22 protein-coding genes are annotated in these 23,309 nt (G+C 69.8%); 10 read left to right on the top strand and 12 right to left on the bottom strand.

Annotation, left to right across the window (positions count from 1 at the left end):
- Positions 1–65: 65 nt before the first annotated feature.
- Together HRF36_RS10380 and msuE are read right to left on the bottom strand one after the other, a co-directional pair.
- Positions 66–470 carry a hypothetical protein gene (locus tag HRF36_RS10380; protein ID WP_173209494.1) on the bottom strand — a complete coding sequence of 135 codons (405 nt, stop codon included), beginning with the start codon at positions 468–470 and terminating at the stop codon, positions 66–68.
- A 57-nt stretch (positions 471–527) separates the two neighbouring features.
- Positions 528–1,244: an FMN reductase gene (gene msuE, locus HRF36_RS10375; RefSeq protein ID WP_173209492.1), complete on the bottom strand. Its 717-nt coding sequence runs from the start codon at positions 1,242–1,244 to the stop codon at positions 528–530.
- Positions 1,245–1,316: 72 nt separating this feature from the next.
- Here msuE and HRF36_RS10370 point away from each other — a divergent pair, with 72 nt between their 5' ends.
- From HRF36_RS10370 to HRF36_RS10355, 4 genes are all read left to right on the top strand, one after another.
- Positions 1,317–2,111 carry a class I SAM-dependent methyltransferase gene (locus tag HRF36_RS10370; protein WP_371740108.1) on the top strand — a complete coding sequence of 265 codons (795 nt, stop codon included), beginning with the start codon at positions 1,317–1,319 and terminating at the stop codon, positions 2,109–2,111.
- A gap of 106 nt (positions 2,112–2,217) precedes the next feature.
- Positions 2,218–3,324, top strand: a complete 1,107-nt coding sequence (locus HRF36_RS10365; RefSeq protein ID WP_173209488.1) for an amidohydrolase — start codon at positions 2,218–2,220, stop codon at positions 3,322–3,324.
- Complete coding sequence (locus HRF36_RS10360) at positions 3,321–4,583, top strand: kynureninase (protein ID WP_173209486.1); 1,263 nt, start codon at positions 3,321–3,323, stop codon at positions 4,581–4,583. The genes HRF36_RS10365 and HRF36_RS10360 overlap by 4 nt, the downstream gene beginning before the upstream one ends.
- 55 nt (positions 4,584–4,638) lie before the next feature.
- Positions 4,639–6,498, top strand: a complete 1,860-nt coding sequence (locus HRF36_RS10355; protein ID WP_173209484.1) for a beta-galactosidase family protein — start codon at positions 4,639–4,641, stop codon at positions 6,496–6,498.
- A gap of 127 nt (positions 6,499–6,625) precedes the next feature.
- On the opposite strand, the gene nrdF is transcribed toward HRF36_RS10355, so the two are convergent.
- From nrdF to nrdH, 4 genes are all read right to left on the bottom strand, one after another.
- On the bottom strand, positions 6,626–7,627 hold the full coding sequence (gene nrdF / locus HRF36_RS10350) for a class 1b ribonucleoside-diphosphate reductase subunit beta (protein WP_254281174.1): 1,002 nt from the start codon (positions 7,625–7,627) through the stop codon (positions 6,626–6,628).
- A gap of 99 nt (positions 7,628–7,726) precedes the next feature.
- Entirely contained in the window at positions 7,727–9,832 is a 2,106-nt protein-coding gene (gene nrdE, locus HRF36_RS10345) for a class 1b ribonucleoside-diphosphate reductase subunit alpha (RefSeq protein ID WP_173210039.1), read from the bottom strand.
- Positions 9,833–9,864: 32 nt separating this feature from the next.
- Entirely contained in the window at positions 9,865–10,284 is a 420-nt protein-coding gene (gene nrdI / locus HRF36_RS10340) for a class Ib ribonucleoside-diphosphate reductase assembly flavoprotein NrdI (protein WP_173209482.1), read from the bottom strand.
- Between the two features lie 81 nt (positions 10,285–10,365).
- Complete coding sequence (gene nrdH / locus HRF36_RS10335; RefSeq protein ID WP_043596549.1) at positions 10,366–10,599, bottom strand: glutaredoxin-like protein NrdH; 234 nt, start codon at positions 10,597–10,599, stop codon at positions 10,366–10,368.
- Between the two features lie 316 nt (positions 10,600–10,915).
- Here nrdH and HRF36_RS10330 point away from each other — a divergent pair, with 316 nt between their 5' ends.
- The 3 genes from HRF36_RS10330 to HRF36_RS10320 all read left to right on the top strand — a co-directional run bounded on the left by HRF36_RS10330 (position 10,916) and on the right by HRF36_RS10320 (position 13,730).
- Entirely contained in the window at positions 10,916–12,124 is a 1,209-nt protein-coding gene (locus tag HRF36_RS10330; protein WP_173209480.1) for an MFS transporter, read from the top strand.
- A gap of 106 nt (positions 12,125–12,230) precedes the next feature.
- The gene (locus HRF36_RS10325) at positions 12,231–13,061 is read left to right on the top strand and encodes an aldo/keto reductase (protein WP_173209478.1); all 831 of its coding nucleotides are present in this window, start codon (positions 12,231–12,233) and stop codon (positions 13,059–13,061) included.
- A gap of 135 nt (positions 13,062–13,196) precedes the next feature.
- Complete coding sequence (locus HRF36_RS10320; RefSeq protein WP_173209476.1) at positions 13,197–13,730, top strand: ribonuclease H; 534 nt, start codon at positions 13,197–13,199, stop codon at positions 13,728–13,730.
- 17 nt (positions 13,731–13,747) lie between these two features.
- Here the strand turns inward: HRF36_RS10320 and HRF36_RS10315 are convergent, their stop codons facing one another.
- Complete coding sequence (locus HRF36_RS10315; RefSeq protein ID WP_123519140.1) at positions 13,748–14,509, bottom strand: SDR family NAD(P)-dependent oxidoreductase; 762 nt, start codon at positions 14,507–14,509, stop codon at positions 13,748–13,750.
- Positions 14,510–14,578: 69 nt separating this feature from the next.
- A complete protein-coding gene (locus HRF36_RS10310; protein ID WP_173209474.1) occupies positions 14,579–17,149 on the bottom strand; it encodes an RNA helicase in 2,571 nt (856 codons plus the stop codon).
- A 491-nt stretch (positions 17,150–17,640) separates the two neighbouring features.
- Between HRF36_RS10310 and HRF36_RS10305 the strand changes: the two genes are divergently transcribed.
- Complete coding sequence (locus HRF36_RS10305) at positions 17,641–18,138, top strand: flavin reductase family protein (RefSeq protein ID WP_173209472.1); 498 nt, start codon at positions 17,641–17,643, stop codon at positions 18,136–18,138.
- A 12-nt stretch (positions 18,139–18,150) separates the two neighbouring features.
- On the opposite strand, the gene HRF36_RS10300 is transcribed toward HRF36_RS10305, so the two are convergent.
- Positions 18,151–18,333 carry a hypothetical protein gene (locus HRF36_RS10300; RefSeq protein WP_173209470.1) on the bottom strand — a complete coding sequence of 61 codons (183 nt, stop codon included), beginning with the start codon at positions 18,331–18,333 and terminating at the stop codon, positions 18,151–18,153.
- 238 nt (positions 18,334–18,571) lie between these two features.
- Between HRF36_RS10300 and HRF36_RS10295 the strand changes: the two genes are divergently transcribed.
- Both HRF36_RS10295 and HRF36_RS10290 read left to right on the top strand, forming a co-directional pair.
- The gene (locus HRF36_RS10295; RefSeq protein ID WP_123519136.1) at positions 18,572–19,474 is read left to right on the top strand and encodes an NAD(P)-dependent oxidoreductase; all 903 of its coding nucleotides are present in this window, start codon (positions 18,572–18,574) and stop codon (positions 19,472–19,474) included.
- A 114-nt stretch (positions 19,475–19,588) separates the two neighbouring features.
- Positions 19,589–20,179, top strand: a complete 591-nt coding sequence (locus tag HRF36_RS10290) for a TetR/AcrR family transcriptional regulator (protein WP_173209467.1) — start codon at positions 19,589–19,591, stop codon at positions 20,177–20,179.
- 11 nt (positions 20,180–20,190) lie between these two features.
- On the opposite strand, the gene HRF36_RS10285 is transcribed toward HRF36_RS10290, so the two are convergent.
- From HRF36_RS10285 to HRF36_RS10275, 3 genes are all read right to left on the bottom strand, one after another.
- Positions 20,191–21,789, bottom strand: a complete 1,599-nt coding sequence (locus HRF36_RS10285) for a methyltransferase (RefSeq protein ID WP_173209465.1) — start codon at positions 21,787–21,789, stop codon at positions 20,191–20,193.
- 113 nt (positions 21,790–21,902) lie between these two features.
- Positions 21,903–22,862, bottom strand: a complete 960-nt coding sequence (locus tag HRF36_RS10280) for a DUF4190 domain-containing protein (protein WP_173209463.1) — start codon at positions 22,860–22,862, stop codon at positions 21,903–21,905.
- Positions 22,863–22,990: 128 nt separating this feature from the next.
- Positions 22,991–23,194, bottom strand: a complete 204-nt coding sequence (locus tag HRF36_RS10275; RefSeq protein WP_173209461.1) for a hypothetical protein — start codon at positions 23,192–23,194, stop codon at positions 22,991–22,993.
- Positions 23,195–23,309 lie beyond the last annotated feature (115 nt).

The following is a 23,309-nucleotide window of genomic DNA, read 5'->3' as shown; positions in this document are numbered from 1 at the left end:
GCGGTGCCGGCGACGACCGGAACCGCGCCTCCTCGACGCGGTCGCGTCGACGACGGGGTGCGAGCTCAGCCGCGGGGCTTGAAGAGGCGGGCGATGCTGTCGCGCACCGACTCCTCGATGGTGTCGGTGAAGCTGTTGGAGAAGCCCAGCGCGTCGTTCGGAGCCGACGAGGCGGTCATCGACTCGACGACCTTCTGGCCGTGGTGGGCCCGTGCCTCACGCACCGAGTCGAAGCCGAGGCCCAGGTCGGTGGCGGCCCGGGCGAGCAGCGCCTCGCGGTCGTCGTCGGTGGTGGTCGACGCCTCGGCGAGCGCGAGCACCGACGGGTCGTCGACGCCGTCGGCCACCCACCGGGTGGCTCGTCCCGGCAGGACCCCGGAGGGCAGCAGGCCCAGCAGGCGTTGCGCCTCGCTGTCGCGGATGCCGGCTCGGGCGACGGTCGGGTCACGGGGCGTCGGGTCGGTGCTCACGACACCCACGATACCCACGAGCATCCTGGGCGGCTGCCCCGCCTTCGGGTCGCGAGGTCAGCTGAACAGCCGTGTCGGGGTCGACGCGTCGAACTCGCTCGCTCGCAGGTCGTCGACCGACAGGCCGTCCTCCGTGCCGCCGCCGTCGAGGCTCCGCTCGATGCGCCCCTTCTCGGCGATGCTCGACCGGATCAGGGGCAGGCCGCGCTGGATCGCGTGGCGGATGCGCTCCTGCAGCAGGGGCGCCGTGACCGCGTACTTCTCCGCGCCTCCGGTCGCCGTGAAGTCGGTCGTGTGCGCGTACACGCCGAGCGGCAGCGTCAGCGCCTGGAAGAACCCGAACAGCGGCCGCAGCGAGTGCTCGATGATCAGCGCGTGGCGTTCGCTTCCGCCCGTCGCGGCGAGCAGAACGGGCACGTCGACGAGCGCGTACTGCTCGACGAAGTCGAACAGGTGCTTGAAGAGCCCGGTGAAGGAGGCGCGGTACACGGGCGAGGCGGCGATCAGCAGGTCGGCGGTCTCGATGGCGACCAGCTCGCGCTCGACCCGCTCGTCGAGCTGGTCGCGGGTGAGTGCGCCGGCGAGGAGCGGACCGAGTTCGCTGACGCGGATCACGTGCGCCTCGATCGGCAGGACGTCGCCGAGCGCCGTGACGATCTCGTGGACGAGGGCGTCGGTCTTGGACGGCGTGCTGAGGGTGCCCGACACGGCGACGACCCGCAGCGCTCGGGTCGAAGGCGCGGTCGAGGGGGTCGGAGGCAGCGCGGAAGTCATCCCGTCCATGCTGCGCCCGAGGCCGTCGTAACACAGGGTGTGTGACGGATCATGACGTGCGACAGTGTTCCGGTGACACATCAACCAATCCAGGAGGGGTTCGACCCGGCCGCCCACGGCTTCGACCCCGCACGACCCGATTCCGACCTCGCCGCCTCGTTCGGGCTGGCCGCCGACGTCTACGAGAGGGGTCGCCCGTCGTACCCCCTCGAGGCCGTCGACTGGCTGCTGCCCGAGGGCGCCTGTCACGTGGTCGACCTGGGGGCCGGCACCGGCAAGCTCACCCGCCTGCTGCTCGACCGCGCTCCGTCGGTGACGGCCGTCGAGCCCTCGCCCGGCATGCGCGCCACCCTCGAGCAGGTCGTCCCCGGGGCGAGGTCGGTCGCGGGGTCCGCCGAGAGCATCCCCCTCGCGGACGGAACGGCCGATGCCGTCCTCGTCGCGCAGGCCTGGCACTGGGTGGACCCCGACCGCGCCGTGCCCGAGATCGCCCGTGTGCTGCGTCCCGGCGGCACGCTCGGCCTGATCTGGAACATCCGCGACGAGTCGGTGCCGTGGGTGTCCGAGCTCAGCCGCGTCATGCACCAGCCGCGCGAGCGCGACATGGGATCGGACGCCCCGGTCGTCGGCGCGCCGTTCGGCACCCTGGAGCGTCACGACGTGGCGTGGGTGCACGAGCTGGGGCGGGACGAGTTCCTCGCGATGATCGCGTCGCGCAGCTACGTCATCACGCTCTCGTCCGACGACCGCGCGGCCCTGCTGCGCGACGTCGAGCGGTTGCTCGACACGCACCCGGACACCCGCGGGGTCGACCTGATCCGTGTGCCCTACGTCGCGCGCTGCTCGCGAGTCGTCCTGCCGGGCTAGGTCGCGCCTCCTCGGTTCCTCCCCCGGGCCGTGGGCCCGTCTCGTCCTCCCCGGGCGCGGGCGGGCCTGCAGCCCTCCGGCAGCGCGCACGAATAGGGTCGGAGGCATGGACCAGGAGGCTCGGCTCGTCACCGTCGACCACGCCTGGTCGGGACGATGGTCCGGTCGCAGCCTGTTGCGGCTCGACGCCCACGGCGTCGTGTTCGCCGGGTCGGTCGATGAGCACGACGCCGACACCCTGGCCGGGGCCGCACCTCCGCACGTCCGGGGCACCGTGCTCGCCCCCTTCACCGACTCGCACGTGCACCTCGGGCTGATCGACGCCGCGCAGCTGCCCGTCGGCGGCATCTCACGCGTCGTCGACCTCGGCTGGGACCCGACGATCGCCCACGGTTGGCTCGGCCGGTCCGGTCGGGACGGCTGGCCCGAGGTGACCATCGCCGGCGGTCTGATCACCGCGCCGGGCGGGTACCCGAGTCGTTCCGGCTGGGCGCCGCGCCGCGCCTCCCTGACGGTCGGCGGCCTGCGCACCGCCACCCGACTGCGCCGCGCCGCCCGGTTCGTCGAGCATCAGCACGCGCTCGGCGCCTCGGTCGTCAAGGTCACCCTGAACACCGACGCCGGGCCCACGCTCGACGACGCGACGGTGCGGGCCGTGGTCGACGCGGCACACGGGCTCGACCTGCCCGTCGTCGCGCACGTCCAGGGGGTGGGGCAGGCTGCGCGCGCGGTCGACGCCGGCATCGACCGGTTCGCGCACACCCCCTTCAGCGAGCGACTCGGCGACGATCTGGTCGCCCGGCTGGCCGCGTCGACGACCTGGGTGACCACGCTCGACATCCACGGGCGCGGTGAGGGTGGCACCGAGCACGAGACCGCGGTCGACAACCTCTCGCGCTTCCGTGCCGCGGGTGGCCGGGTGCTCTACGGCACCGATCTCGGCAACGGCGACCTGCCGCTCGGCGTCAACGAGCGCGAGCTGCGTGCCATGGGTAGGGCAGGCTTCGGACTGGCAGGACTGCTCGACGCCCTGTCCCCCGACGTCGCCGAGACGACCGGCGGCGCGCGCCTGCCGTTCACCCGCGTGACCTGGATCGCCGACGCACCCCGCGCCTCCGCGTCCTCCGACGAACGGGCCGCCTGGCTCGCCCGCGCGACCGCACTGACCGCCGACGAGCTGCTCGCCGTCGCCCTCGAGGAGAAGACCAGATGACCGACCCGCTCGCCTACCCCGTCGACGCCACCGATCCCGACGAGCAGGCCTCGGCGCATCCCGCCGGCCCGCTCGACGCCGCCGACCCGTTGGCGTCGTTCGTCGATCGGTTCGTGCCGGCCGTCGACGTCGTCTCGTACCTCGACGGCAACTCGCTCGGGCGGCCCGTGGGCACCACGCTGTCTCGACTGTCCGAGTTCGTCGAGGGCGCCTGGGGCACGCGCCTGATCCGCTCGTGGGACGAGCACTGGATGACCCTGCCGACCGAGCTCGGCGACCGCATCGCGGCGGCCTGCCTCGGGGCCGCCCCGGGCCAGACGGTCGTGGCCGACTCGACCACCGTGCTGCTGTACAAGGCGATCCGGGCGGCGTTGCGCGCCCGACCCGATCGTCACGAGATCGTCATCGACGACGACCAGTTCCCGACCGACCGCTTCGTCGTCGAGGGCATCGCGCGCGAGCACGGGGCCACGATCCGCTGGATCGCCGTCGACAAGGCGGCCGGCGTGACCGTGTCGCAGGTGCGCGACGTCGTCGGGCCCGACACGGCGCTGCTGCTGGTGAACCACGTGTCGTACCGCTCGGGGTGGCTGGTCGACCTGCCGGCGATCACGGCGCTCGTGCACGAGGCCGGCGGGCTCGTGCTCGCCGACCTCTGCCACAGCGTCGGCGTCGTGCCGATGCAGCTCGACGAGTGGGGTGTCGACCTCGCCGTCGGCTGCACGTACAAGTACCTCAACGGCGGCCCGGGTGCCCCCGCCTTCGTCTACGCCCGTGCCTCGCTGCTGCCCGAACTCGAGCAGCCGATCCAGGGCTGGATGGGGGCGGCCGACGTGTTCGCCATGGCCGACGGGTACGAGTCGGCCGCCGGCATCCGACGGTTCGTCAGTGGGACTCCCCCGGTGATGGGCATGCTCGCCCTGCAGGACATGCTCGACCTGATCGACGAGGCCGGCATCGACGCCATCCGATCGAAGTCGCTCGCCCTGACCGACTACGCCTTCGACCTCGTCGACGCGTGGCTCGTGCCCCTCGGGGTCACCGTGGCCACGCCCCGAGCGGCGGCCGAACGCGGCAGCCACGTGACCATCACGCACGAGTCGTTCCGCGACATCGTGGCTCGTCTCTGGGACTCCGGCGTCGTGCCCGACTTCCGCAACCCCGACGCCCTGCGCATCGGGCTGTCCCCGCTCAGCACCTCGTTCGCCGAGGTGCGCCTCGGCATCGCCGCGATCCGGGCAGCCATGCTCGCCGACTGAGGGCCCCTCCGCCCCTGCGTCCACGCCTCCGCGCCACCCCACCCCGAGAGACCCCATGCTTCACGACACCGATCCCTCCAGCGCCCGTTTCGTCGTCGGCCTCCAGGACTTCGAGCTCGACGGACGCCCGCACCGCGTGATCGCCGGCGCGCTGCACTACTTCCGGGTGCACCCCGACCAGTGGGCCGACCGCATCCACAAGGCCCGGCTGATGGGTCTCAACACGATCGAGACCTACGTCGCCTGGAACGCCCATTCACCCCGTCGCGGCACCTTCGACACGGACGCCGGGCTCGACCTCGGTCGCTTCCTCGACCTGGTGGCCGCCGAGGACATGCACGCGATCGTCCGACCGGGCCCCTACATCTGCGCCGAGTGGGACGGCGGCGGACTGCCCGGGTGGCTGTTCGACGACCCGTCCGTGGGCGTTCGACGCAGCGAGCCGCTGTACCTCGCGGCGGTCGACGAGTTCCTCCGCCACGTCTACGAGATCGTGGTCCCCCGACAGATCGACCACGGCGGGCCGGTCGTGCTCGTGCAGATCGAGAACGAGTACGGCGCGTACGGTGACGACGCCGAGTACCTGAGACACCTCGTCGACCTGACCCGCGCCTCCGGGGTGATCGTGCCGCTGACCACCGTCGACCAGCCGACCGACGAGATGCTCGCCCGGGGCAGTCTGCCCGAGCTGCACAGGACGGGCAGCTTCGGTTCACGCGCCGCCGAGCGCCTGGCGACCCTGCGCCGACACCAGCCGACCGGGCCGCTGATGTGCTCGGAGTTCTGGGACGGCTGGTTCGACCACTGGGGCGAGCACCACCACACCACGCCGGTCGACGAGGCCGCGCGCGAGCTCGACGCCGTGCTCGCGGCGGGGGCGTCGGTCAACGTCTACATGTTCCACGGCGGAACGAACTTCGGCTTCACGAACGGCGCCAACCACAAGGGCACGTACCACTCGCACGTCACGTCGTACGACTACGACGCCCCGCTCGACGAGGCCGGCTGGCCGACGGACAAGTTCTTCGCGTTCCGCGACGTCATCGCCCGGCACGCCCCGGTGCCCGACGAGGTGCCCGAGCGACGGCGGCCCGCCCCCGTCCTGACGACGACCTTCGACCTGGCGGTGCCGCTCGAGGGCCTGCTCGGGGACGAGGACGATCGGCTGCTCGGCCCGGCGGGCCCCGGGTGGGTCCGGACGGACGCGGTCCCGAGCATGGACGAGCTCGGCACCTACCGCGGGTTCACACGGCACCGGGTCGTGTTGCCCTCGGGTGACGACGGTCGCGTCCTGTCGTTCGGCGGCGTCCGTGACCGGGCGATCGTGTCGGTGGACGGCCGCCGGGTGGGTGTCCTGCAGCGCGACCAGCACGAGCGGTCGATCGCGGTGCCGTCGGGTCGCGTGCTCGAGGTGCTCGTCGAAGACCTGGGTCGCGTGAACTACGGCAGCCACATCGGCGAGCCGAAGGGCCTGATCGGCCCGGCGGTGCTCGACGGTCTCGAGCTGGTCGGGTGGCAGTCGAGCGTGCTCGGACTCGACGAACTGCTGTCGCTCGCGGGTCACCTCTCGTCGCTCGCGACCCCCGACGCCGACACCGGGTCGGGACGCGGCGGGGTGCCGGAGCCCCGACCCGTCTCATCCCTCGTCGGGCCGGTGTTCGCCCACGCGACGGTCACGCTCGACGAACCGGCCGACCTGTACCTCGACACGCGGTCGTGGGGCAAGGGCGTGGCCTTCGTCAACGGGTTCGCCCTCGGGCGTTACTGGACGCGCGGGCCGCAGCACACGCTCTACGTGCCCGGCGAGCAGCTTCGGGCCGGCGACAACGACCTCGTGGTGTTCGAGACGGGTGCGGCCGGTGCACCCGTGGTGTCGTTCGTGGCCGAACCCGACCTGGGGCACCTCGAGCAGTAGCCCCGCGCGCGGGCCCGTGCTGTCTAGCTACTCCCCCAAACCGACGCCACACCCGCAGCACTAGGGGTGTAGCGCTTGTTCGGGGGTGTTCCGGCTTCTTCGACGTGTTTGTCGACGTGCGGGTGGGCTAGAAGTCCCAGTCCTCGTCTTCGGTGTTGACGGCCTTGCCGATGACGTACGACGAGCCCGACCCCGAGAAGAAGTCGTGGTTCTCGTCGGCGTTCGGCGAGAGCGCGGACAGGATCGCCGGGTTCACGTCGGTCGCCTCTTTGGGGAACATCGGCTCGTAGCCGAGGTTCATCAGCGCCTTGTTGGCGTTGTAGTGCAAGAACTTCTTGACGTCCTCGCTGAGGCCGACGCCGTCGTAGAGGTCTTGCGTGTACTGGATCTCGTTCTCGTACAGCTCGAAGAGCAGGTTGAACGTGTAGTCCTTGATCTCTTGCTTGCGCTCGTCCGAGGCGCCCTCGAGGCCCTTCTGGAACTTGTAGCCGATGTAGTACCCGTGCACGGCCTCGTCGCGGATGATGAGGCGGATCAGGTCGGCCGTGTTGGTCAACTTGGCGCGCGAGGACCAGTACATCGGCAGGTAGAAGCCGCTGTAGAACAGGAACGACTCGAGCAGCGTCGAGGCGACCTTGCGCTTCAGCGGGTCGTCGCCCGTGTAGTAGTCGAGGACGATCTGAGCCTTCTTCTGCAGGTTGACGTTCTCGGTCGACCAGCGGAAGGCGTCGTCGATCTCGGGGGTCGACGCGAGGGTCGAGAAGATCGACGAGTAGCTCTTCGCGTGCACCGACTCCATGAACGCGATGTTCGTGTAGACGGCTTCTTCGTGCGGGGTGATCGCGTCGGGGATCAGGCTGATCGCGCCGACCGTGCCCTGGATCGTGTCGAGCAGCGTCAGGCCGGTGAAGACCCGCATGGTCATCTGCTGCTCTTCGGGCGTGAGGGTGTTCCACGACTGGACGTCGTTCGACAGCGGGATCTTCTCGGGCAGCCAGAAGTTGTTGACCAGGCGGTTCCAGACCTCGACGTCTTTGTCGTCGTGGATGCGGTTCCAGTTGATCGCGCTGACCGACGTGAGCAGCGGGACCGACTTGCCCGTGGCGTGGACCGGATCGGTGAGGGTCATGACGTGCCTTTCAAAGGGAAGAGTGTGAGTTCAGAAGGCGCGGGCCGGGTCTCGAGGCCGGCCCGCGCCCGGTGGCGCAAGCGCGTGGAAGCACAGGGCCTAGAGCATGCAGCTGACGCAGCCGTCGACCTCGGTGCCCTCGAGCGCGAGCTGACGGAGACGGATGTAGTAGATCGTCTTGATGCCCTTGCGCCATGCGTAGATCTGCGCCTTGTTGATGTCGCGCGTGCTCGCCGTGTCTTTGAAGAAGAGCGTGAGCGACAGGCCCTGGTCGACGTGCTGCGTCGCCGCGGCGTAGGTGTCGATGATCTTCTCGGGGCCGATCTCGTACGCGTCGGTGTAGTACTCGAGGTTGTCGTTCGTCATGAACGGCGCCGGGTAGTACACGCGACCGAGCTTGCCCTCTTTGCGGATCTCGATCTTGGACGCGATGGGGTGGATCGACGACGTCGAGTGGTTGATGTACGAGATCGACCCCGTGGGCGGCACCGCCTGCAGGTTCTGGTTGTAGATGCCGTGCTGCATGATGCTGGCCTTGAGCGCACGCCAGTCGTCCTGCGTCGGGATCGAGACGCCGGCATCGGCGAACAGTGCGGCGGCACGCTCGGTCTCGGGCTTCCACTCGGTCTCGGTGTACTTGTCGAAGAAGGTGCCCGACGCGTACGTGCTGTCTTCGAAGCCGCCGAAAGTGACGCCACGCTCGATCGCGATGGTGTTCGAGGCGCGCAAGGCGTGGAACAGCACCGTGTAGAAGTAGATGTTGGTGAAGTCGATCGCCTCGGGAGTGCCGTAGTGCACGCGCTCACGGGCGAGGTAGCCGTGCAGGTTCATCTGGCCGAGGCCGATGGCGTGCGATTGGTCGTTACCGACCTCGATGGACCGGACCGACGTGATGTGGCTCATGTCGCTCACCGCGCTGAGCCCGCGGATCGCGGTCTCGACGGTCTTGCCGAGGTCGGGGGCGTCCATCGACAGGGCGATGTTCATCGAGCCGAGGTTGCACGAGATGTCTTTGCCGATCTCGTTGTACGAGAGGTCTTCGTTGAACGTGGTGGGGGTGTTGACCTGCAGGATCTCGGAGCACAGGTTCGACATGTTGATGCGGCCCTTGATCGGGTTCGCCTTGTTGACCGTGTCTTCGAACACGATATAGGGGTAGCCCGACTCGAACTGGATCTCGGCGATCGTCTGGAAGAAGTCGCGCGCCTTGATCTTGGTCTTCTTGATGCGCGAGTCGGCCACCATCTCGCGGTACTTCTCGCTGATGGCGACGTCGCCGAAGGGGACGCCGTAGACCTTCTCGACGTCGTACGGCGAGAAGAGGTACATGTCTTCGTTGTTCTTGGCGAGCTCGAAGGTGATGTCGGGCACGACGACGCCGAGGGACAGCGTCTTGATGCGGATCTTCTCGTCGGCGTTCTCGCGCTTGGTGTCGAGGAACCGCATGATGTCGGGGTGGTGCGCACTGAGGTAGACCGCCCCCGCACCCTGACGTGCACCGAGCTGGTTGGCGTAGCTGAAGCTGTCTTCGAGCAGCTTCATGACGGGGATGATGCCCGAAGACTGGTTCTCGATCTGCTTGATCGGTGCGCCGGCCTCACGGATGTTCGAGAGCGACAGGGCGACACCGCCGCCGCGCTTCGACAGCTGCAACGACGAGTTGATGCCGCGCGAGATGGACTCCATGTTGTCTTCGATGCGCAGCAGGAAGCAGCTGACGAGCTCGCCGCGCTGGGCCTTCGCCGTGTTGAGGAAGGTGGGCGTGGCCGGCTGGAAGCGACCCGCGATGATCTCTTCGACCAGGTCGACGGCGAGCTTCTCGTCGCCCTGGGCGAGACCGAGGGCGGTCATGACGACCCGGTCCTCGAAGCGCTCGAGGTAGCGCTTGCCGTCGAACGTCTTGAGCGTGTACGAGGTGTAGTACTTGAACGCACCGAGGAAGGTCTGGAAACGGAACTTCTTCGAGTAGGCGAGATCGTTGAGCTTCTCGATGAAGGCGAAGTCGTACCGCTCGATGGTCGCGGCCTCGTAGTACTCGTTCTCGACGAGGTAGTCGAGCCGCTCGCGCAGGTTGTGGAAGAAGACCGTGTTCTGGTTGACGTGCTGCAGGAAGTACTGCTTGGCCGCCTCGCGGTCCTTCTCGAACTGGATCTCGCCGGACGGGCCGTAGAGGTTGAGCATCGCGTTCAGGGAGTGGTAGTCCATCCCCGAGCTGAGACCCTGCCCCGGTGCGGCGATCACTTCGAGGTCATCGACTGCTGCGTCCAAAATTCTTCCAATCCTGTGTGTACGGCTTGTACGTCGTCTGGTGTTCCGAAGACTTCGAAACGGTAGAGAAGGGGAACGTCGCACTTGGCCGAGACGATGTCGCCGGCCAGGCAGTAGCCCTCTCCGAAGTTGGTGTTGCCCGCTGCGATCACGCCTCGGATGAGGCGCCGGTTGCCCTCGTCGTTGAGGAACCGGATGACCTGCTTCGGGACGGCGCCTCGGCCCTCACCGCCGCCGTAGGTCGGCAGGACGAGGACGTAGGGGTCACGGACGTGGAGCGGTGGCTCGGACGGGAACAGCGGGATGCGCTGGGCCGGCAGACCGAGCTTCATGACGAAGCGGTCGGTGTTGCCCGAGACGCTCGAGAAGTAGACGAGTCCGTTCGTCACGACGAGTCCTCGCTTCCGACGTGGTGTGGGGCCGGGGCCTGGGTCACGGTGCACCTGGTCGGGCGCAGGGCGCCCGGTCGACTAGTCGACCTTGGCGGCCAGCGCGGCGATCTTGTCGGGGCGGAAGCCGCTCCAGTGGTCGTCGTCGGCGATGACCACGGGGGCCTGCATGTAGCCGAGAGCGCGGACCTTCTCGAGGGCGGCGTCGTCAGCGGTGACGTCGAGGACGTCGTACTCGATGCCCTTGTTGTCGAGGGCTCGGTAGGTGGCCGTGCACTGGACGCAGGACGGCTTGGTGTAGACGGTGATGGCCATGGGATCCCCTGTGTTCTGGCCGGCCCCTGAGGCCGGATCGGTGGTTCGTGAGCCTGCGGGGCGTAGTGCCCGTGGCGACTCTTCGATACTACATCTTGTGGCCCACACCGTGGGGCACAACTAGATGCGGTGTTACACGGCTGTAATTATCCACAGGCCCATGCACAGGTTGTGAACAGATCCGAGCCGGTTCTCCCCCGTTTCTGGCGGGGTTGTGCACATCTTTCTCCCCACCTCCGACATTCGGAGGCCGTGTCCCCAATTCGGGCCCCCGGCGTGTCGCGCGGGCCGGTCGCGCTCGTAGACTTGACCCCTCGTGAGCACCTATTCGACCCTGCTGAAGACGCCCGGCGTCTCGCGCATCATCGCGGCCCAGCTGACCGCGCGCTTCCCGTTCGGCATGCTGTCGCTCGCGTTCCTGTTGCACGTCGAGCACGTCCACCACTCGTACGCCGCGGCCGGCCTGGTGCTCGCCGCGACGAGCATCGGCCAGGCCATCTCGGGCCCGCTCACCAGCCGATGGATGGGCCGCTGGGCGATGCGCCCCGTGCTCACCTTGACCCTGGTCGTCTGCCTGATCACGATGGTCACCTTCACCCTGTACGACTTCTCGGTGCCGGTGTTCATGGCCCTCGGCTTCGTCACGGGCCTCAGCGTGCCCCCCGTGCAGCCGGCCGTGCGCACCATCTATCCCAAGATGGTGACCTCGAACCAGCTCACGCCCCTCTTCTCCCTCGACGCGTCCGCCCAAGAGATCATCTGGGTGGCCGGACCGGTCATCACGACCTTCGTCGGCACGCAGGTCGGCACTCGCGAGGCGATCTGGCTCGCCGCGGTGTTCCTCGTCGGCGGCGGCATCTGGTTCATCGCCTCGCCCGAGGTCGGGCGCGTCCGCATCCCCCGCAGCAAGCGGGCCTTCGGCAAGGTGCTCGCACGGCCGACGGTGCTGCTCGCGACCGTGGCCGGATTCCTGCTCATCGGCGCCTGCGCCGCGGTCGAGGCGGGCGTCGTGGCCCTCTTCGGCGAGGGCAGCGCCGACTCGGGCATCGCCCTGGCGATCTTCGCCGCGGGATCGCTGGTCGGAGGTCTCGCCCTCGGTCACGTCCCCGTCGGCCCCTGGGCCCTCGCCCGCCGCATCGCGATCGTATTCGTGGGCATGACCCTCGCGGTCTTCGCCACGGGCCTCTGGCCCATCAGCATCACACTGCTGATCGCCGGGGTCGGCATCGCGCCCGCCCTCGCGGTCATGTTCGCGGTCGTCTCGTCGAGCGTGAAGTTCAGCGACACGGCCGAGGCCTACGGCTGGGCGGGCACGGGCCAGCTGATCGGCTCGGCCCTGGGCTCGGCGATCGCCGGCTTCGCGATCGACCACATCGGCGGCCAGGGCGGCCTCGTGGTGGCCGCCTGCTTCGCCTTCGTCGGCATGATCGTGGGCGCCGTCTTCCACAAGGGGTTGCCCGATCTGCGCGGTCGCGACGCGAGCCCGCTGCCCGACACCGAGCCGGTGCCGGTCCAGACCAGCTGACGCGCGCCTCCTCGTCCGAGGGACGACCGGCCCGGCACGTGCCGTTCACCCGACCGTCGTCCGGATCGTGCGACATGTGTCGGTCGGTCGCTGGCAGAGTTGAGACATGCCCTCCATCGACGTGCCCCAGATCACCCTCAACGACGGCCGCACGATCCCGCAGCTCGGCCTCGGCGTCTACAAGGTCGCCGACGACGAGGCCGAACGCGTCGTCGAGACCGCCCTCGCCGAGGGCTACCGTCACCTCGACACGGCCGAGTTCTACGCCAACGAACGGGGCGTCGGCCGGGCCCTGCGCGCCTCGGGCGTGCCCCGCGACGAGGTGTTCCTCACGACCAAGGTCTGGAACACCGCGCAGGGCTACGACGAGACGCTCCGCTCGTTCGACGAGAGCCTGACGAAGCTCGGCACCGACCACGTCGACCTCTATCTGATCCACTGGCCCGCCCCGAAGCAGGACAAGTACGTCGAGACCTACCGAGCCCTCGAGACGATCCGGGCCGAGGGCCGAGCGCTCTCGATCGGCGTGAGCAATTTCCAGGTGGCGCACCTCGAGCGCCTGATGGCCGAGACCGACGTCGTCCCGGCGATCAACCAGGTCGAGGCGCACCCGTGGTTGCAGCAGCGCGAGCTGCGCGACTTCGACGCCGCCCACGGCATCGTGACCGAGGCGTGGTCGCCCCTGGCGCGTGGGCGCATCCTGGACAACGCGGCCCTGATGCGCATCGGGGCCAAGCACGGGGTCACCCCGGCCCAGGTGACCATCCGCTGGCACCTGCAACAGGGGCTCGTCGTGATCCCGAAGTCGGTCACACCGTCGCGCATCCGGGCCAACCTCGACGTCTTCGGCTTCGAGCTCGACGCCGGCGACCTCGCCGCCATCGCGGGCATCGAGACCGGCGAGCGCACGGGCTCGCACCCCGACCACAACGGCTGAGCCGGCCCGTCCCGTCCGCCACGCACCGGAGGCGACGCCCCCGCTCCGACGCCCCTGCAGGAGGCGCGGGTCGGGTCGGTCGCGCCCGGCACGTTACCGTGGACCGGCACCCCGTCGACGCAAGGAGCACCCCGCATGACCATCACCGCCGCAGCAGACGGATCGGCCCTCGGCAACCCCGGCCCCGCCGGTTGGGCCTGGTACGTCGACGACGAGCGATGGGCGGCCGGCGGCTGGCCGCGCGCCACGAACAACCAGGGCGAGTTGACCGCCGTGCTCGAGCTGCTGCGCGCCACGGCCGGCACCGACGACGACCTGCACATCCTGTGCGACAGCCAGTACACGATCAAGGCCTGCACCGAGTGGATGCCCGGCTGGAAGCGCAAGGGCTGGCGGAAGGCCGACGGCAAGCCCGTGCTCAACGTCGAGATCCTGAAAGAGCTCGACTCGGCGCTGGCCGGTCGGAAGGTGCGATTCGAGTGGGTCCGCGGTCACGTCGGCCACGAGATGAACGAGGCGGCCGACGTACGGGCCCGAGGTGCGGCCACGGCGTTCCAGAACCGCACCGAGGTGCCGTCCGGCCCTGGCTGGCCCGGTGCGCCGGTCGCGACGACCGACCCGATCACGGCGCCGGCGACCCCGCCCGCGCCTCCCGCGACGCTCTTCTGATCGCGCCGCGCCGAAAGCTACATCGAGGGGTGCGTGCTCGACAGGCCGCCGTCGACGACGAACTGCGCGCCGGTCGAGAAGGCCGAGTCGTCGCTCGCGAGGTGCAGGGCGAGGCCGGCGACCTCGTCGGGTTTGGCCAGGCGACCCCGCGGGCTCATCGCCCGGAACGCCTCGAGCACCTGCGGCTGGGCCTCGACCTGACGGCGGAAGAGCGCCGTGTCGGTCGGGCCGGGGTGCAGTGAGTTGATGCGGATGTTCCACCCCTCTTGGGCGGCGTGCGCGGCGCTCGACCGCGTCAGGCCGACCAGGGCGTGCTTGCTCGCGGTGTAGGCCGCGTCGTCGCCGAAGCCGAGGAACGACGTCGCCGGGGCCAGGTTGATGATGGACCCGCCCTCGCCGTCGGGATTCGCCCGCATCTGCTCGATGGCGAAGCGCGTGCCGAGCATGACGCCCGTGACGTTGACGGCGAAGACGCGGTTCCAGCTCTCGAGCTGGGTGACGTCGATCGATTGGCCCGAGACGATGCCGGCGTTGTTGACGAGTACGTCGAGTCGCCCGTAGTGGTCGGCGATGCGGTCCATCACGCGTTTCCAGTCGCCGCCGTTGGCGACGTCGTGCTGCACGAACTCGGCCCCCGTCTCGGCCGCGACGGCCGACCCGTCGACGATGTCGGTCGCGACGACGCGGGCTCCCTCGTCGGCGAACCGGCGGACGATCGCCTCGCCGATGCCCGAGGCGGCCCCGGTGACGATGGCGACTTTGCCGGACAGACGAGACATGGCGACCTCTTCGTGGTGGAACGCGGGCGGAGCTGGTCTGCTGCCGGGGTGTGGCACGACCCTACGAGGTTACCCCTCGACGGGTGACGGTCGGCTCCGCTCGGAGGCCGGACCGACGGCCGTCACGGTCACGACGGCCTCGCCACGCTCGTCGCTCGAGGCGAGGTCCACGACGGCCGAGATGCCGAAGTCGTGGTCGCCCTCGGGGTCGGCCAGGATCTGCCGCACGCGCCACACCGTGGGCAGCTGCTCGATCTGCAGCATCTGCGGTCCCCGGGCCGTGGCGTCGGTGCCGATCGAGTCGTACTCGTCGTAGTACCGGTCGAGTGCCTCTCCCCATCGGTCGGCGTCCCAGCCCGAGCCCGCGTCGAGGGCGCCGAGCGCGTCGGCGTCGTCGCGGGCCGCCAGCTCGACGCGACGGAACAGCTCGTTGCGCACCATGATGCGGAAGGCCCGCGCGTTGGCGGTCAGGTTGCGCAGGGTCGGCGGCACGATCTCGTCGTGCGTCTCGACCTCGCGAGGATTGACCATCTCTTCCCACTCGTCGAGCAGGCTCGAGTCGACCTGGCGGACGAGCTCGCCGAGCCACTCGATCACGTCGACCAGTTCGTCGGTCTTCGCCTCGTCGGGCACCGTCTGCCGCAGAGCGCGGAAGGCGTCCGAGAGGTAGCGCAGCACGAGGCCCTCGGAGCGTGCCAACCCGTAGAAGTTCACGAAGTCGCCGAACGTCATCGCTCGTTCGTAGAGGTCGCGCACGACCGACTTCGGGCTGAGCGCGAAGTCACCGATCCAGGGTTGCGATGCCGCGTAGGTCTCGAACAGGGCGGTGAGCAGCTCGTCGAGCGGCTTGGGCCAGGTGACCTCTTCGAGCAGCTCCATGCGCTGGTCGTACTCGATGCCCTCGGACTTCATCGCGGCGACGGCTTCACCCCGGGCCTTGAACTGCTGCTGCGAGAGGATCGGCCGGGGGTCGTCGAGCGTGGCCTCGACCACCGAGACCATGTCGAGCGCGTAGGTGGGCGATTCGACGTCGAGCACCTCGAAGGTGGCCAGAGCGAAGGGAGACAGCGGCTGGTTCAGGGCGAAGTTCGCCTGCAGGTCGACCGTCAGGCGGATCGTCGGGGCGCCCCCGTCGGCCGAGGCCTCTTGCACGACGACCTCGGCGGTGCGCAGCGTCCGATAGATCGAGATGGCCTGCCGCGCCATGGCGTACTGCTTGACGAGTGGCTCGTGGTTGTCGAAGACCAGCGAGCGCACGTTGCCGAAGACGTCACCGCCCCGCCCGATGACGTTGAGCAACATGGCGTGGGTCACCTGCATGTGCGAGGTCAGCGCTTCGGGCTCGGCCGCGATCAGCTTGGTGAAGCTGGGCTCGCCCCACGACACGAACCCGTCGGGCGCCTTCTTGCGGACGATCTTGCGTTTCTTCTTCGGGTCGTCACCGGCCCGCTCGATCTGCTTGAGGTTGTCGATCTCGTGCTCAGGGGCCTGCAGCGTGACCGTGCCCGAGGTGTCGTAGCCCGCGCGGCCGGCCCGGCCGGCGATCTGGTGGAACTCGCGCGCGCTCAACTGACGCATGCGGGTGCCGTCGAACTTGGTCAGCGCCGTCAGCAGCACGGTACGGATCGGGACGTTGATGCCCACGCCGAGCGTGTCCGTGCCGCAGATGACCCGCAGCAACCCTCGCTGCGCGAGTTGTTCGACGAGGCGTCGGTACTTGGGCAGCATGCCCGCGTGGTGCACGCCGATGCCCGAGCGCACAAGGCGGTTGAGCGTCTTGCCGAAACCGGTGCTGAACCGGAAGCCGCCGATCAGCTCGGCGATCTCGTCGCGTTGCTCACGACTGGCTACCTTGATGCTCGAGAGCGCCTGCGCCCGCTCGAGCGCCGCGGCCTGGGAGAAATGCACGACGTAGACGGGCGCCTCGCCCGTCGAGAGCAGCTCTTCGACCGTCTCTTGCACGGGCGTCTGAGCGTAGAAGTAGTGCAGCGGCACGGGACGCTCGACGCCGGTGACCCGAGCGACGGGTCGACCGGTCCGCCGCGCGAGGTCGTCGGTGATGCGGGTGACGTCGCCGAGGGTCGCCGACATGAGCAGGAACTGCGCGCGTGGCAGCAGCAACAGGGGCACCTGCCAGGCCCACCCGCGCGACTGGTCGCCGTAGAAGTGGAACTCGTCCATGACGACTTGGTCCACGTCCGCGTCGGACCCGTGCCGCAGGGCCAGGTTCGCGAGGATCTCGGCGGTGCAGCAGATGATGGGAGCGTCGGCGTTGACCGACGAGTCACCGGTCACCATGCCGACGTTCTCGGGTCCGAAGAGCTCGACCAGGGCGAAGAACTTCTCACTGACGAGAGCCTTGATCGGGGCCGTGTAGTACGAACGTCCCCCCTGGCTCAGGGCGACGAAGTGGGCGCCGGCCGCGACGAGCGACTTGCCGGTGCCGGTCGGCGTGCTGAGGATCACCGACGCGCCGCCGACGAGCTCCATCATCGCCTCGTCCTGGGCAGGGTAGAGCGGTAGACCCCGTGACTCGGCCCACTCGGCGAAGGCCGTGTACGCCGTGTCGGCGTCGTACGAGTCCGCACCCGGCGACGACGGGAGCAGGGCGGCGAGGGGGGCGGTGGGAGCGGGCGACATGATGAGTCAACCCTGCACCATCGACCGGGCCGCCGGCGACGACCACGGACGGGTCGTCCGACCGCGGGGACGTCGGGACGGCCCCGCGGCCGGTCCCTCGCCTCGTGCCCTGAACCTCCACGAGGTGAGAGGATCTCAAGTAAATCACGAGGAGGCGCGACCCGCGACCCGAAGGAGGCGCGGTCGACGAGGGGAATGAGAAGAGGGCACGCCCCGGTCGACGAGCAGAGCTCGGACCAGGGCGTGCCCACCGGACCCACGGCCGACGACCTCACGGAGTCGGATCAGGAGACCACGCTGGGTTCGACAGCCGCTCGTCGGGAACGGGCGCCCCGGTAACCAGCCGGTGAGCGCACTACACCGTACCTCGCCGGGCCCCCGCCATGGCGGGTGACTTCCAGGTGAGTCGGACGAGCGCGTAATCCGGATGAAACACCCGACGGCTAACGTCGCGGTGAACCACCTGGTTCACACGTCTCGACGGGAGCCCCATGACCCGCACCACGTCGCTCGCCCCGGTGGAGCGCTCCGCGTTCGCCGCCTTCCCGAGCGGTGTCGCCGCCCTCGCCGCCTCGGGCGACGACGGACCCGACGGCATGGTCGTCTCGAGCTTCACGGTGGGGGCGTCGTTCGACCCGCCCATGGTGACGTTCGCCGCACGGCACGACTCGGCCACGTGGGCCCGCCTCCGCACGGCATCGAGCCTCGGCGTCTCGGTGCTCTCCGCCGACCAGGGTCCGCTCTGCCGTCGACTCTCGTCGCGCGACCGCGCCGCCCGGTTCACCGACGTCGACCACGTCGTCACCGTCGACGGCGCCGTCCTGGTCTCGGGTGCTCCGCTGCGGCTCGAGTGCGTCGTCCACCGGGAGGTCCCGGCGGGCGACCACGTCGTCGTCATCTTGCAGGTGCTCGGGGCCGAGGTGGACGACACGGCGGCACCGCTCGTCTATCACGGCGCCGCCTTCCACTCGTTGCAGCCGATCGGCTGACGCACCCCGGGCTCAGGCGATGCGTCCCGGGCCGCCCAGCAGACCGTCGACCTGGTCGACGGCACCTTCGACGGCGGCCTCGTCGGCCGGCGACTCGCCGTGGAGCTCGACGGGTTCGGCGCCGTCGCCGTGCACGGCGGCCGGATCGGTGCGCTCGTCGGCGTCGTGGTTCGCGGGGTTCGTGGGCGTGCTCATGGTGGCCTCTCTCGGGGGTCGACGCTCGACCCCGGTCAGCCCGAAGCTACCCGTCACCTCCGACACGGCTCCCAGCGGATCGCGGCCGGCACCGCGCCTCCCGAGAGGTCGGGACGAAGTCCACCCGGGCCACGCGTGTCCGACCACGGACGCCCGGCGACTAGTAGAAACGAAGGAGGTGCGCAGCCCGATCCGCGCATCCCCAGACCCGCCGGGCTCCCGGCAGAAAGGGCCGACGATGTCGTCTCCCCGCACCCCCACCACCCGAGTCGCCGTCACCGGCGGCAGCGGCAAGCTCGGCCGAGCCGTCGTCCGCGACCTCGCCGAACACGGCTACGAGGTCGTCCTGCTCGACCGGGTGCCCAGCCCCGACCCCGTCGAGGGCGTCGTGTTCGTCAAGGTCGACCTGACCGACTACGGCCAGGTCGCCCAGGCCCTGACCAGTGTCGACGACCGGTACGACCACATCGACGCCGTCGTGCACCTCGGAGCGATCCCGGCACCCGGCCTGGTGCCGAACGCCGCGCTGTTCACGAACAACGTCACCTCGAGCTACAACGTGTTCGCCGCAGCCCGCGCCGCCAAGATCCGCAACGTCGTGTGGGCCTCGAGCGAGACCCTGCTGGGCATCCCCTTCGACATCGACCCGCCCTACCTGCCCCTCGACGAGGAGTACCCGGTGCGACCCGAGTCGTCGTACTCGCTCGGCAAGGCCGTCGAGGAGGAGATGGCGCGGCACTTCACCCGCTGGGACCGCCAGCTCAAGCTGATCGGCCTGCGCTTCTCGAACGTGATGGACGACGGCGACTACTCGGAGTACCCCTTCGACGAGACCCCCGAGAAGCGCACCTTCAACCTGTTCTCGTACATCGATGCCCGCGACGGCGCGCAGGCCGTGCGCCGGGCGCTCGAGAGCGACCTCGTCGGGTTCGAGGCGTTCATCATCGCCGCCTCCGACACGGTGATGAACACCCCGACGGCCGTCCTCGCCGAGCAGTACTGGCCCCAGGTCGAGAAACGCCGGGCCGTCGAGGGCGTCGAGCCCCTGCTCAGCAGCGACAAGGCCCGCGACCTGCTCGGCTTCGTGCCCGAGTACTCGTGGCGCGAGTGGGGCGAGCGCACCGGCAACCACCGCGGCTGACGCTCGACGATCGAATCGACGACCCGCGCCTCCTCGTCCGACGGACCAGGAGGCGCGGGTCGCGTCACGAGAGGTGCCTCGCCCCTCGAGCAGCACCGGCACTAGCCTGGCCGCATGGCACAACGGGGTTCGTACGCGAAGGGTGTCGCCAAGCGCACCGAGATCCTCGACACCGCGCTCGACGTGGTCGCCCGCAACGGATTCCGCGGTACCTCGGTCAGAGAACTCGCCGACTCGGTCGGCCTCAGCCAGGCCGGACTGCTGCACTACTTCGACAGCAAGGACGAGCTGTTCACGGCCATCCTCCGCCGACGCGACGAGGTCGACTACGCCCTCGCCGACGAACACGTCGACATCGTCGAGCAGCTCATCGCGGTCATCCGGCACAATGCCGACGTCCCGGGACTCGTCCAGCTCTTCGCGAGCATGTCGACGGCCGCGACGAGCGACCCGAGCCATGCCGCCCACGCCTACTTCGCCGAGCGATACGCGTCGATCCGCGCCCAGGTGGCCGGCGCGATCGCCGACCGACAGGACCGGGGCGAGGTGCCCGCCGGCGTCGACCCCACCCGCCTCGCGACGGTGCTGCTCGCGGTCAGCGACGGCATGCAGATCCAGTGGATGCTCGACCCCGGGACCGACATGGCCGAACACGTCGAGCTCGTCTGGCGCCTCGCGCTCGCGGGGGTGGCGACCCCCTCCTGATCGCTCGCGGTTCAGAGGCGCAGCATGCCCGTCGTCACGAGCTCGCGCACCTGCGGCAGCAGCTCGGCCCGCAGCTCGTGCTCGTCCGCCGCGAGAAGCTGGGCGAGTGCACCGATGATCGCGCCCACGCTGAGCTCGCCGTCGCAGGCACCGACCAGCGCCGACAGGGCCGTGCCCGAGTCGACGGTCCGGGCGAAGCCGCCTCCCTGCCGCAGCGAGATGACCGTCGGGTCGTCGTTGCCCGGCCAATAGTGCCGTTCTTCGGTGACGTCACCGGCCACGACCAAGCGGCGCGCGGCCAGCTGCTCGTCGTCGAGGCCGCGCAGCAGGTCGATCGCGTCGAGGGTTCCGAGCAGATGGGCGCCGAGTCCGACGTCGTTCTGGCCGAGGCCACCGAGGAGGCGCTCCGTGCGCACCACGGGCGGTCTCGCGTCGCCCACGGGTCGGCGCACGGTCAGGTAGCCGAACCCGACCTCGACGACGTCTCGGGCCTCGAAGTCGCCGAGCCACGCCTCGTAGAGACGCTCGAAGTCGGGGGTGCCGGGCCGGGTGCCGCCGTCCCGGATCCAGGTCTCGGCGTACGCGGTGGGGTCCTGGATCTCGCGCTCGACGACCCAGACGTCGACGGGCACGTCGCCCCGGGCCGCCCAGTCGGCGACCGAATAGGCGCCCCGCTTGCCGGCGACCGCGGCCGCGCCTCCGGACTCCCAGTTGCCCAGAAGCTGCGCCACGCCACCCGGAGCGAGATGGCGGCCGAGGCCCTCGACGACCGAGGCGACGAGGTCGTCGCCCACCATTCCGCCGTCGCGGTACTCGTACTCGGGGACGCCCTCGGCTCGGGGCGTGATGACGAACGGCGGGTTCGAGACGATGTGATCGAAGGTCTCGCCGGTGACGGGTTCGAAGAGGCTGCCCAGGCGCAGCTCGATGCCGTCGACGAGGTTGAGGGCGGCGTTGAACGCGGCGAAGTCGAGGGCCCGTCGCGAGATGTCGGTGGCGACCACGTGCCGTGCGTGTCGGGCCGCGTGCAGCGCCTGGATTCCACAGCCCGTGCCGAGATCGAGCGCCCGGTCGACCTGGCGCGAGATCATCAGGCCGGCGAGCGTGGCCGAGGCCCCGCCGACGCCGAGGACGTGGCCCTCAGGCAGTGCACCCTCGACGACGAGCTCACCGAGGTCGGAGGCGATCCACCAGCTGGCCTCGCCCGAGGCGTCGACGAACGCGTAGGGGCGCAGGTCGACGAGCGCGCGGACCCCGTCGGTTTCTCTCGCGACGAGCCCGAGAGCGACCGCGCCGTCGACCCCGAGGGTCGGCAACGCCTCGGCGACCGCGTCGACGGCCTGAGGACAGCCCAGCAGGAACACCAGCGCGAGCGTGGCCGTGGGACGCATCGACCAGTCGCGGTCGGCACGGCGAGCCAGCGCTCGGCGGGCGGCGACCCGTTCACCTCGGAACAGGGCGGCCCCGGCATGCGATCCCCACGCGTCGGCACCTTGCAGCCGCTCGACCGTGAACCCGGACGACGCCAGGTCGGCCCTCAGTCGAGCGAGCAGTTCGGGGTCGGTCGAGAGGTGGGGCGTCGAGGCGTCGGTCGGGGTCGTCTGAGGCACCCGTCCATCATGGTGCAGGAGGCGCGGCGCCGGTCACCGAGGACGCCACGGAGCCCCCGTCGAGACGACGAGGGCTCCGCCCGGCGCGGGCCGGTGACCGGTAAAGGGACAGGTCAGCTGGTGTAGACCGCGTCGTCGTAGTCGAAGGACGGGGACATCTGGAAGACGATCTGGTCGGCATCGGCCACGGAGAACACGACGCGGTAGGTGATCGACTGACCGGCCGGGACGACCGTCGTGGGCGAGCTCTCGATGTCGGAGTCGTAGACCTTGCTGGCCTCGACGCCGCCCGAGGTCGCCGTCTCGTAGGGGGTCGGCTCGAAGTTCGAGTCGGTGCCGTTCTCGATGGTCACGGTGAAGACGACGGAGGCCGCCTGGTCGGCGCCGCTCGAGTACTCGCCGGGCGTGTAGGCCTCAGGGGTCGAGACCGTCACGGCGAGGCCGTCGTCGTAGGCGAAGGTGTCGCCGAAGGCGTTGTTCTCGGCCGACGCGTCGACGTCCGAGGACGAGGAGTCGCCCGGGTCGAGGGAACCACTGGTGGGCATCGACTCGTTGATGGCCTGGACGGAGGCGACACCGACGACGATGCCGACGATCACGACGGCGATGCCGATGAGCACGCCGAGGCTCGAGACGATCGTGCCGATCAGGGCGAGCATGCGCGCGCCCTTCTTCTTGACGAGCGCGATGATGCCGAGCACGAGGCCGACGATCGCCAGGATCACGCCGAAGCCGATGAACGACAGCAGCAACCCGACGCCTCCGACGACGATCGAGGCGATGCCGAGTCCGTTGCCACCCTGCGGCGACTGCGGGGCCTGCCCGTAGGCCGGAGCCCCGGTCGGGCCGCCGTAGGGTGCCTGCTGCCCACCGTAGGGCTGCTGCTGCTGCGACTGGCCGTAGCCGGGCTGGGGCTGACCGGGCTGGGGGGCGCTCGGCGGGGGCGTCGTGCCGTACACGGGCTGCGGGGGCTGGGGCGCCGACGACGGAGTCGTCTGGTCGCCTCGTCCGTTCTCGTCGCGGGGGTCACGGGGCTCGTCGGACGAACCGTAGGGCGGCTGCGGAGTGCTCATCGGGCAAGCATGTCGTGCTTTCGACCTGCTGTCGGGCCGAACCGGCTGTGCGACCCGTTTTCGTTACCGATCTGTCGTCATTCATTCACCCTGCGCAACTTCTCGGGGCGCGCGAGGTGTCGGGACGATCAGGCGGGCACCACCGAGATCTCGAACTCGCCGTACATGTGGGCGGCGTCACGCAGGTGGTGCAACGCCTCCTCGGCGTCGACGCGCGAGTGGTACGGGCCGCGGGCCGGTGCTCCGGGCAGGCTGCGCGCGTACGAGTAGTGCAGGTACCAGACGGGGTGATCGTGCTCGACGTGCTGCACGATGCTGACTGCGAGTGACATGTCCGGATGCTACGACCGGTGCACCCCGGCCGCACCCGCTCACAGCGGATCCATCAGCTCGCCCGCGCCACCGCCGAGCCGACACACGAAAGGCCCGGGTCGTGGTCGACCCGGG

It is taken from the genome of Frigoribacterium sp. VKM Ac-2836 (assembly GCF_013248995.1).
Lineage (GTDB): Bacteria > Actinomycetota > Actinomycetes > Actinomycetales > Microbacteriaceae > Frigoribacterium.
The sequence above is the reverse complement of the archived record's forward strand: the minus strand, read 5'-3'. Positions and strand labels throughout refer to the sequence as shown.

Excerpts from the sequence above, each read along its gene's own strand:
- nrdF (WP_254281174.1), bottom strand. The coding sequence starts at position 7,627 with ATGACCCTCACCGATCCGGTCCACGCCACGGGCAAGTCGGTCCCGCTG.
- HRF36_RS10355 (WP_173209484.1), top strand. The coding sequence starts at position 4,639 with ATGCTTCACGACACCGATCCCTCCAGCGCCCGTTTCGTCGTCGGCCTC.
- HRF36_RS10280 (WP_173209463.1), bottom strand. The coding sequence starts at position 22,862 with ATGAGCACTCCGCAGCCGCCCTACGGTTCGTCCGACGAGCCCCGTGAC.
- HRF36_RS10365 (WP_173209488.1), top strand. The coding sequence starts at position 2,218 with ATGGACCAGGAGGCTCGGCTCGTCACCGTCGACCACGCCTGGTCGGGA.
- nrdE (WP_173210039.1), bottom strand. The coding sequence starts at position 9,832 with ATGGACTACCACTCCCTGAACGCGATGCTCAACCTCTACGGCCCGTCC.
- HRF36_RS10275 (WP_173209461.1), bottom strand. The coding sequence starts at position 23,194 with ATGTCACTCGCAGTCAGCATCGTGCAGCACGTCGAGCACGATCACCCC.
- HRF36_RS10360 (WP_173209486.1), top strand. The coding sequence starts at position 3,321 with ATGACCGACCCGCTCGCCTACCCCGTCGACGCCACCGATCCCGACGAG.
- msuE (WP_173209492.1), bottom strand. The coding sequence starts at position 1,244 with ATGACTTCCGCGCTGCCTCCGACCCCCTCGACCGCGCCTTCGACCCGA.
- HRF36_RS10315 (WP_123519140.1), bottom strand. The coding sequence starts at position 14,509 with ATGTCTCGTCTGTCCGGCAAAGTCGCCATCGTCACCGGGGCCGCCTCG.
- HRF36_RS10325 (WP_173209478.1), top strand. The coding sequence starts at position 12,231 with ATGCCCTCCATCGACGTGCCCCAGATCACCCTCAACGACGGCCGCACG.
- HRF36_RS10290 (WP_173209467.1), top strand. The coding sequence starts at position 19,589 with ATGGCACAACGGGGTTCGTACGCGAAGGGTGTCGCCAAGCGCACCGAG.
- HRF36_RS10300 (WP_173209470.1), bottom strand. The coding sequence starts at position 18,333 with ATGAGCACGCCCACGAACCCCGCGAACCACGACGCCGACGAGCGCACC.
- HRF36_RS10305 (WP_173209472.1), top strand. The coding sequence starts at position 17,641 with ATGACCCGCACCACGTCGCTCGCCCCGGTGGAGCGCTCCGCGTTCGCC.
- HRF36_RS10310 (WP_173209474.1), bottom strand. The coding sequence starts at position 17,149 with ATGTCGCCCGCTCCCACCGCCCCCCTCGCCGCCCTGCTCCCGTCGTCG.
- HRF36_RS10295 (WP_123519136.1), top strand. The coding sequence starts at position 18,572 with ATGTCGTCTCCCCGCACCCCCACCACCCGAGTCGCCGTCACCGGCGGC.
- nrdH (WP_043596549.1), bottom strand. The coding sequence starts at position 10,599 with ATGGCCATCACCGTCTACACCAAGCCGTCCTGCGTCCAGTGCACGGCC.
- HRF36_RS10320 (WP_173209476.1), top strand. The coding sequence starts at position 13,197 with ATGACCATCACCGCCGCAGCAGACGGATCGGCCCTCGGCAACCCCGGC.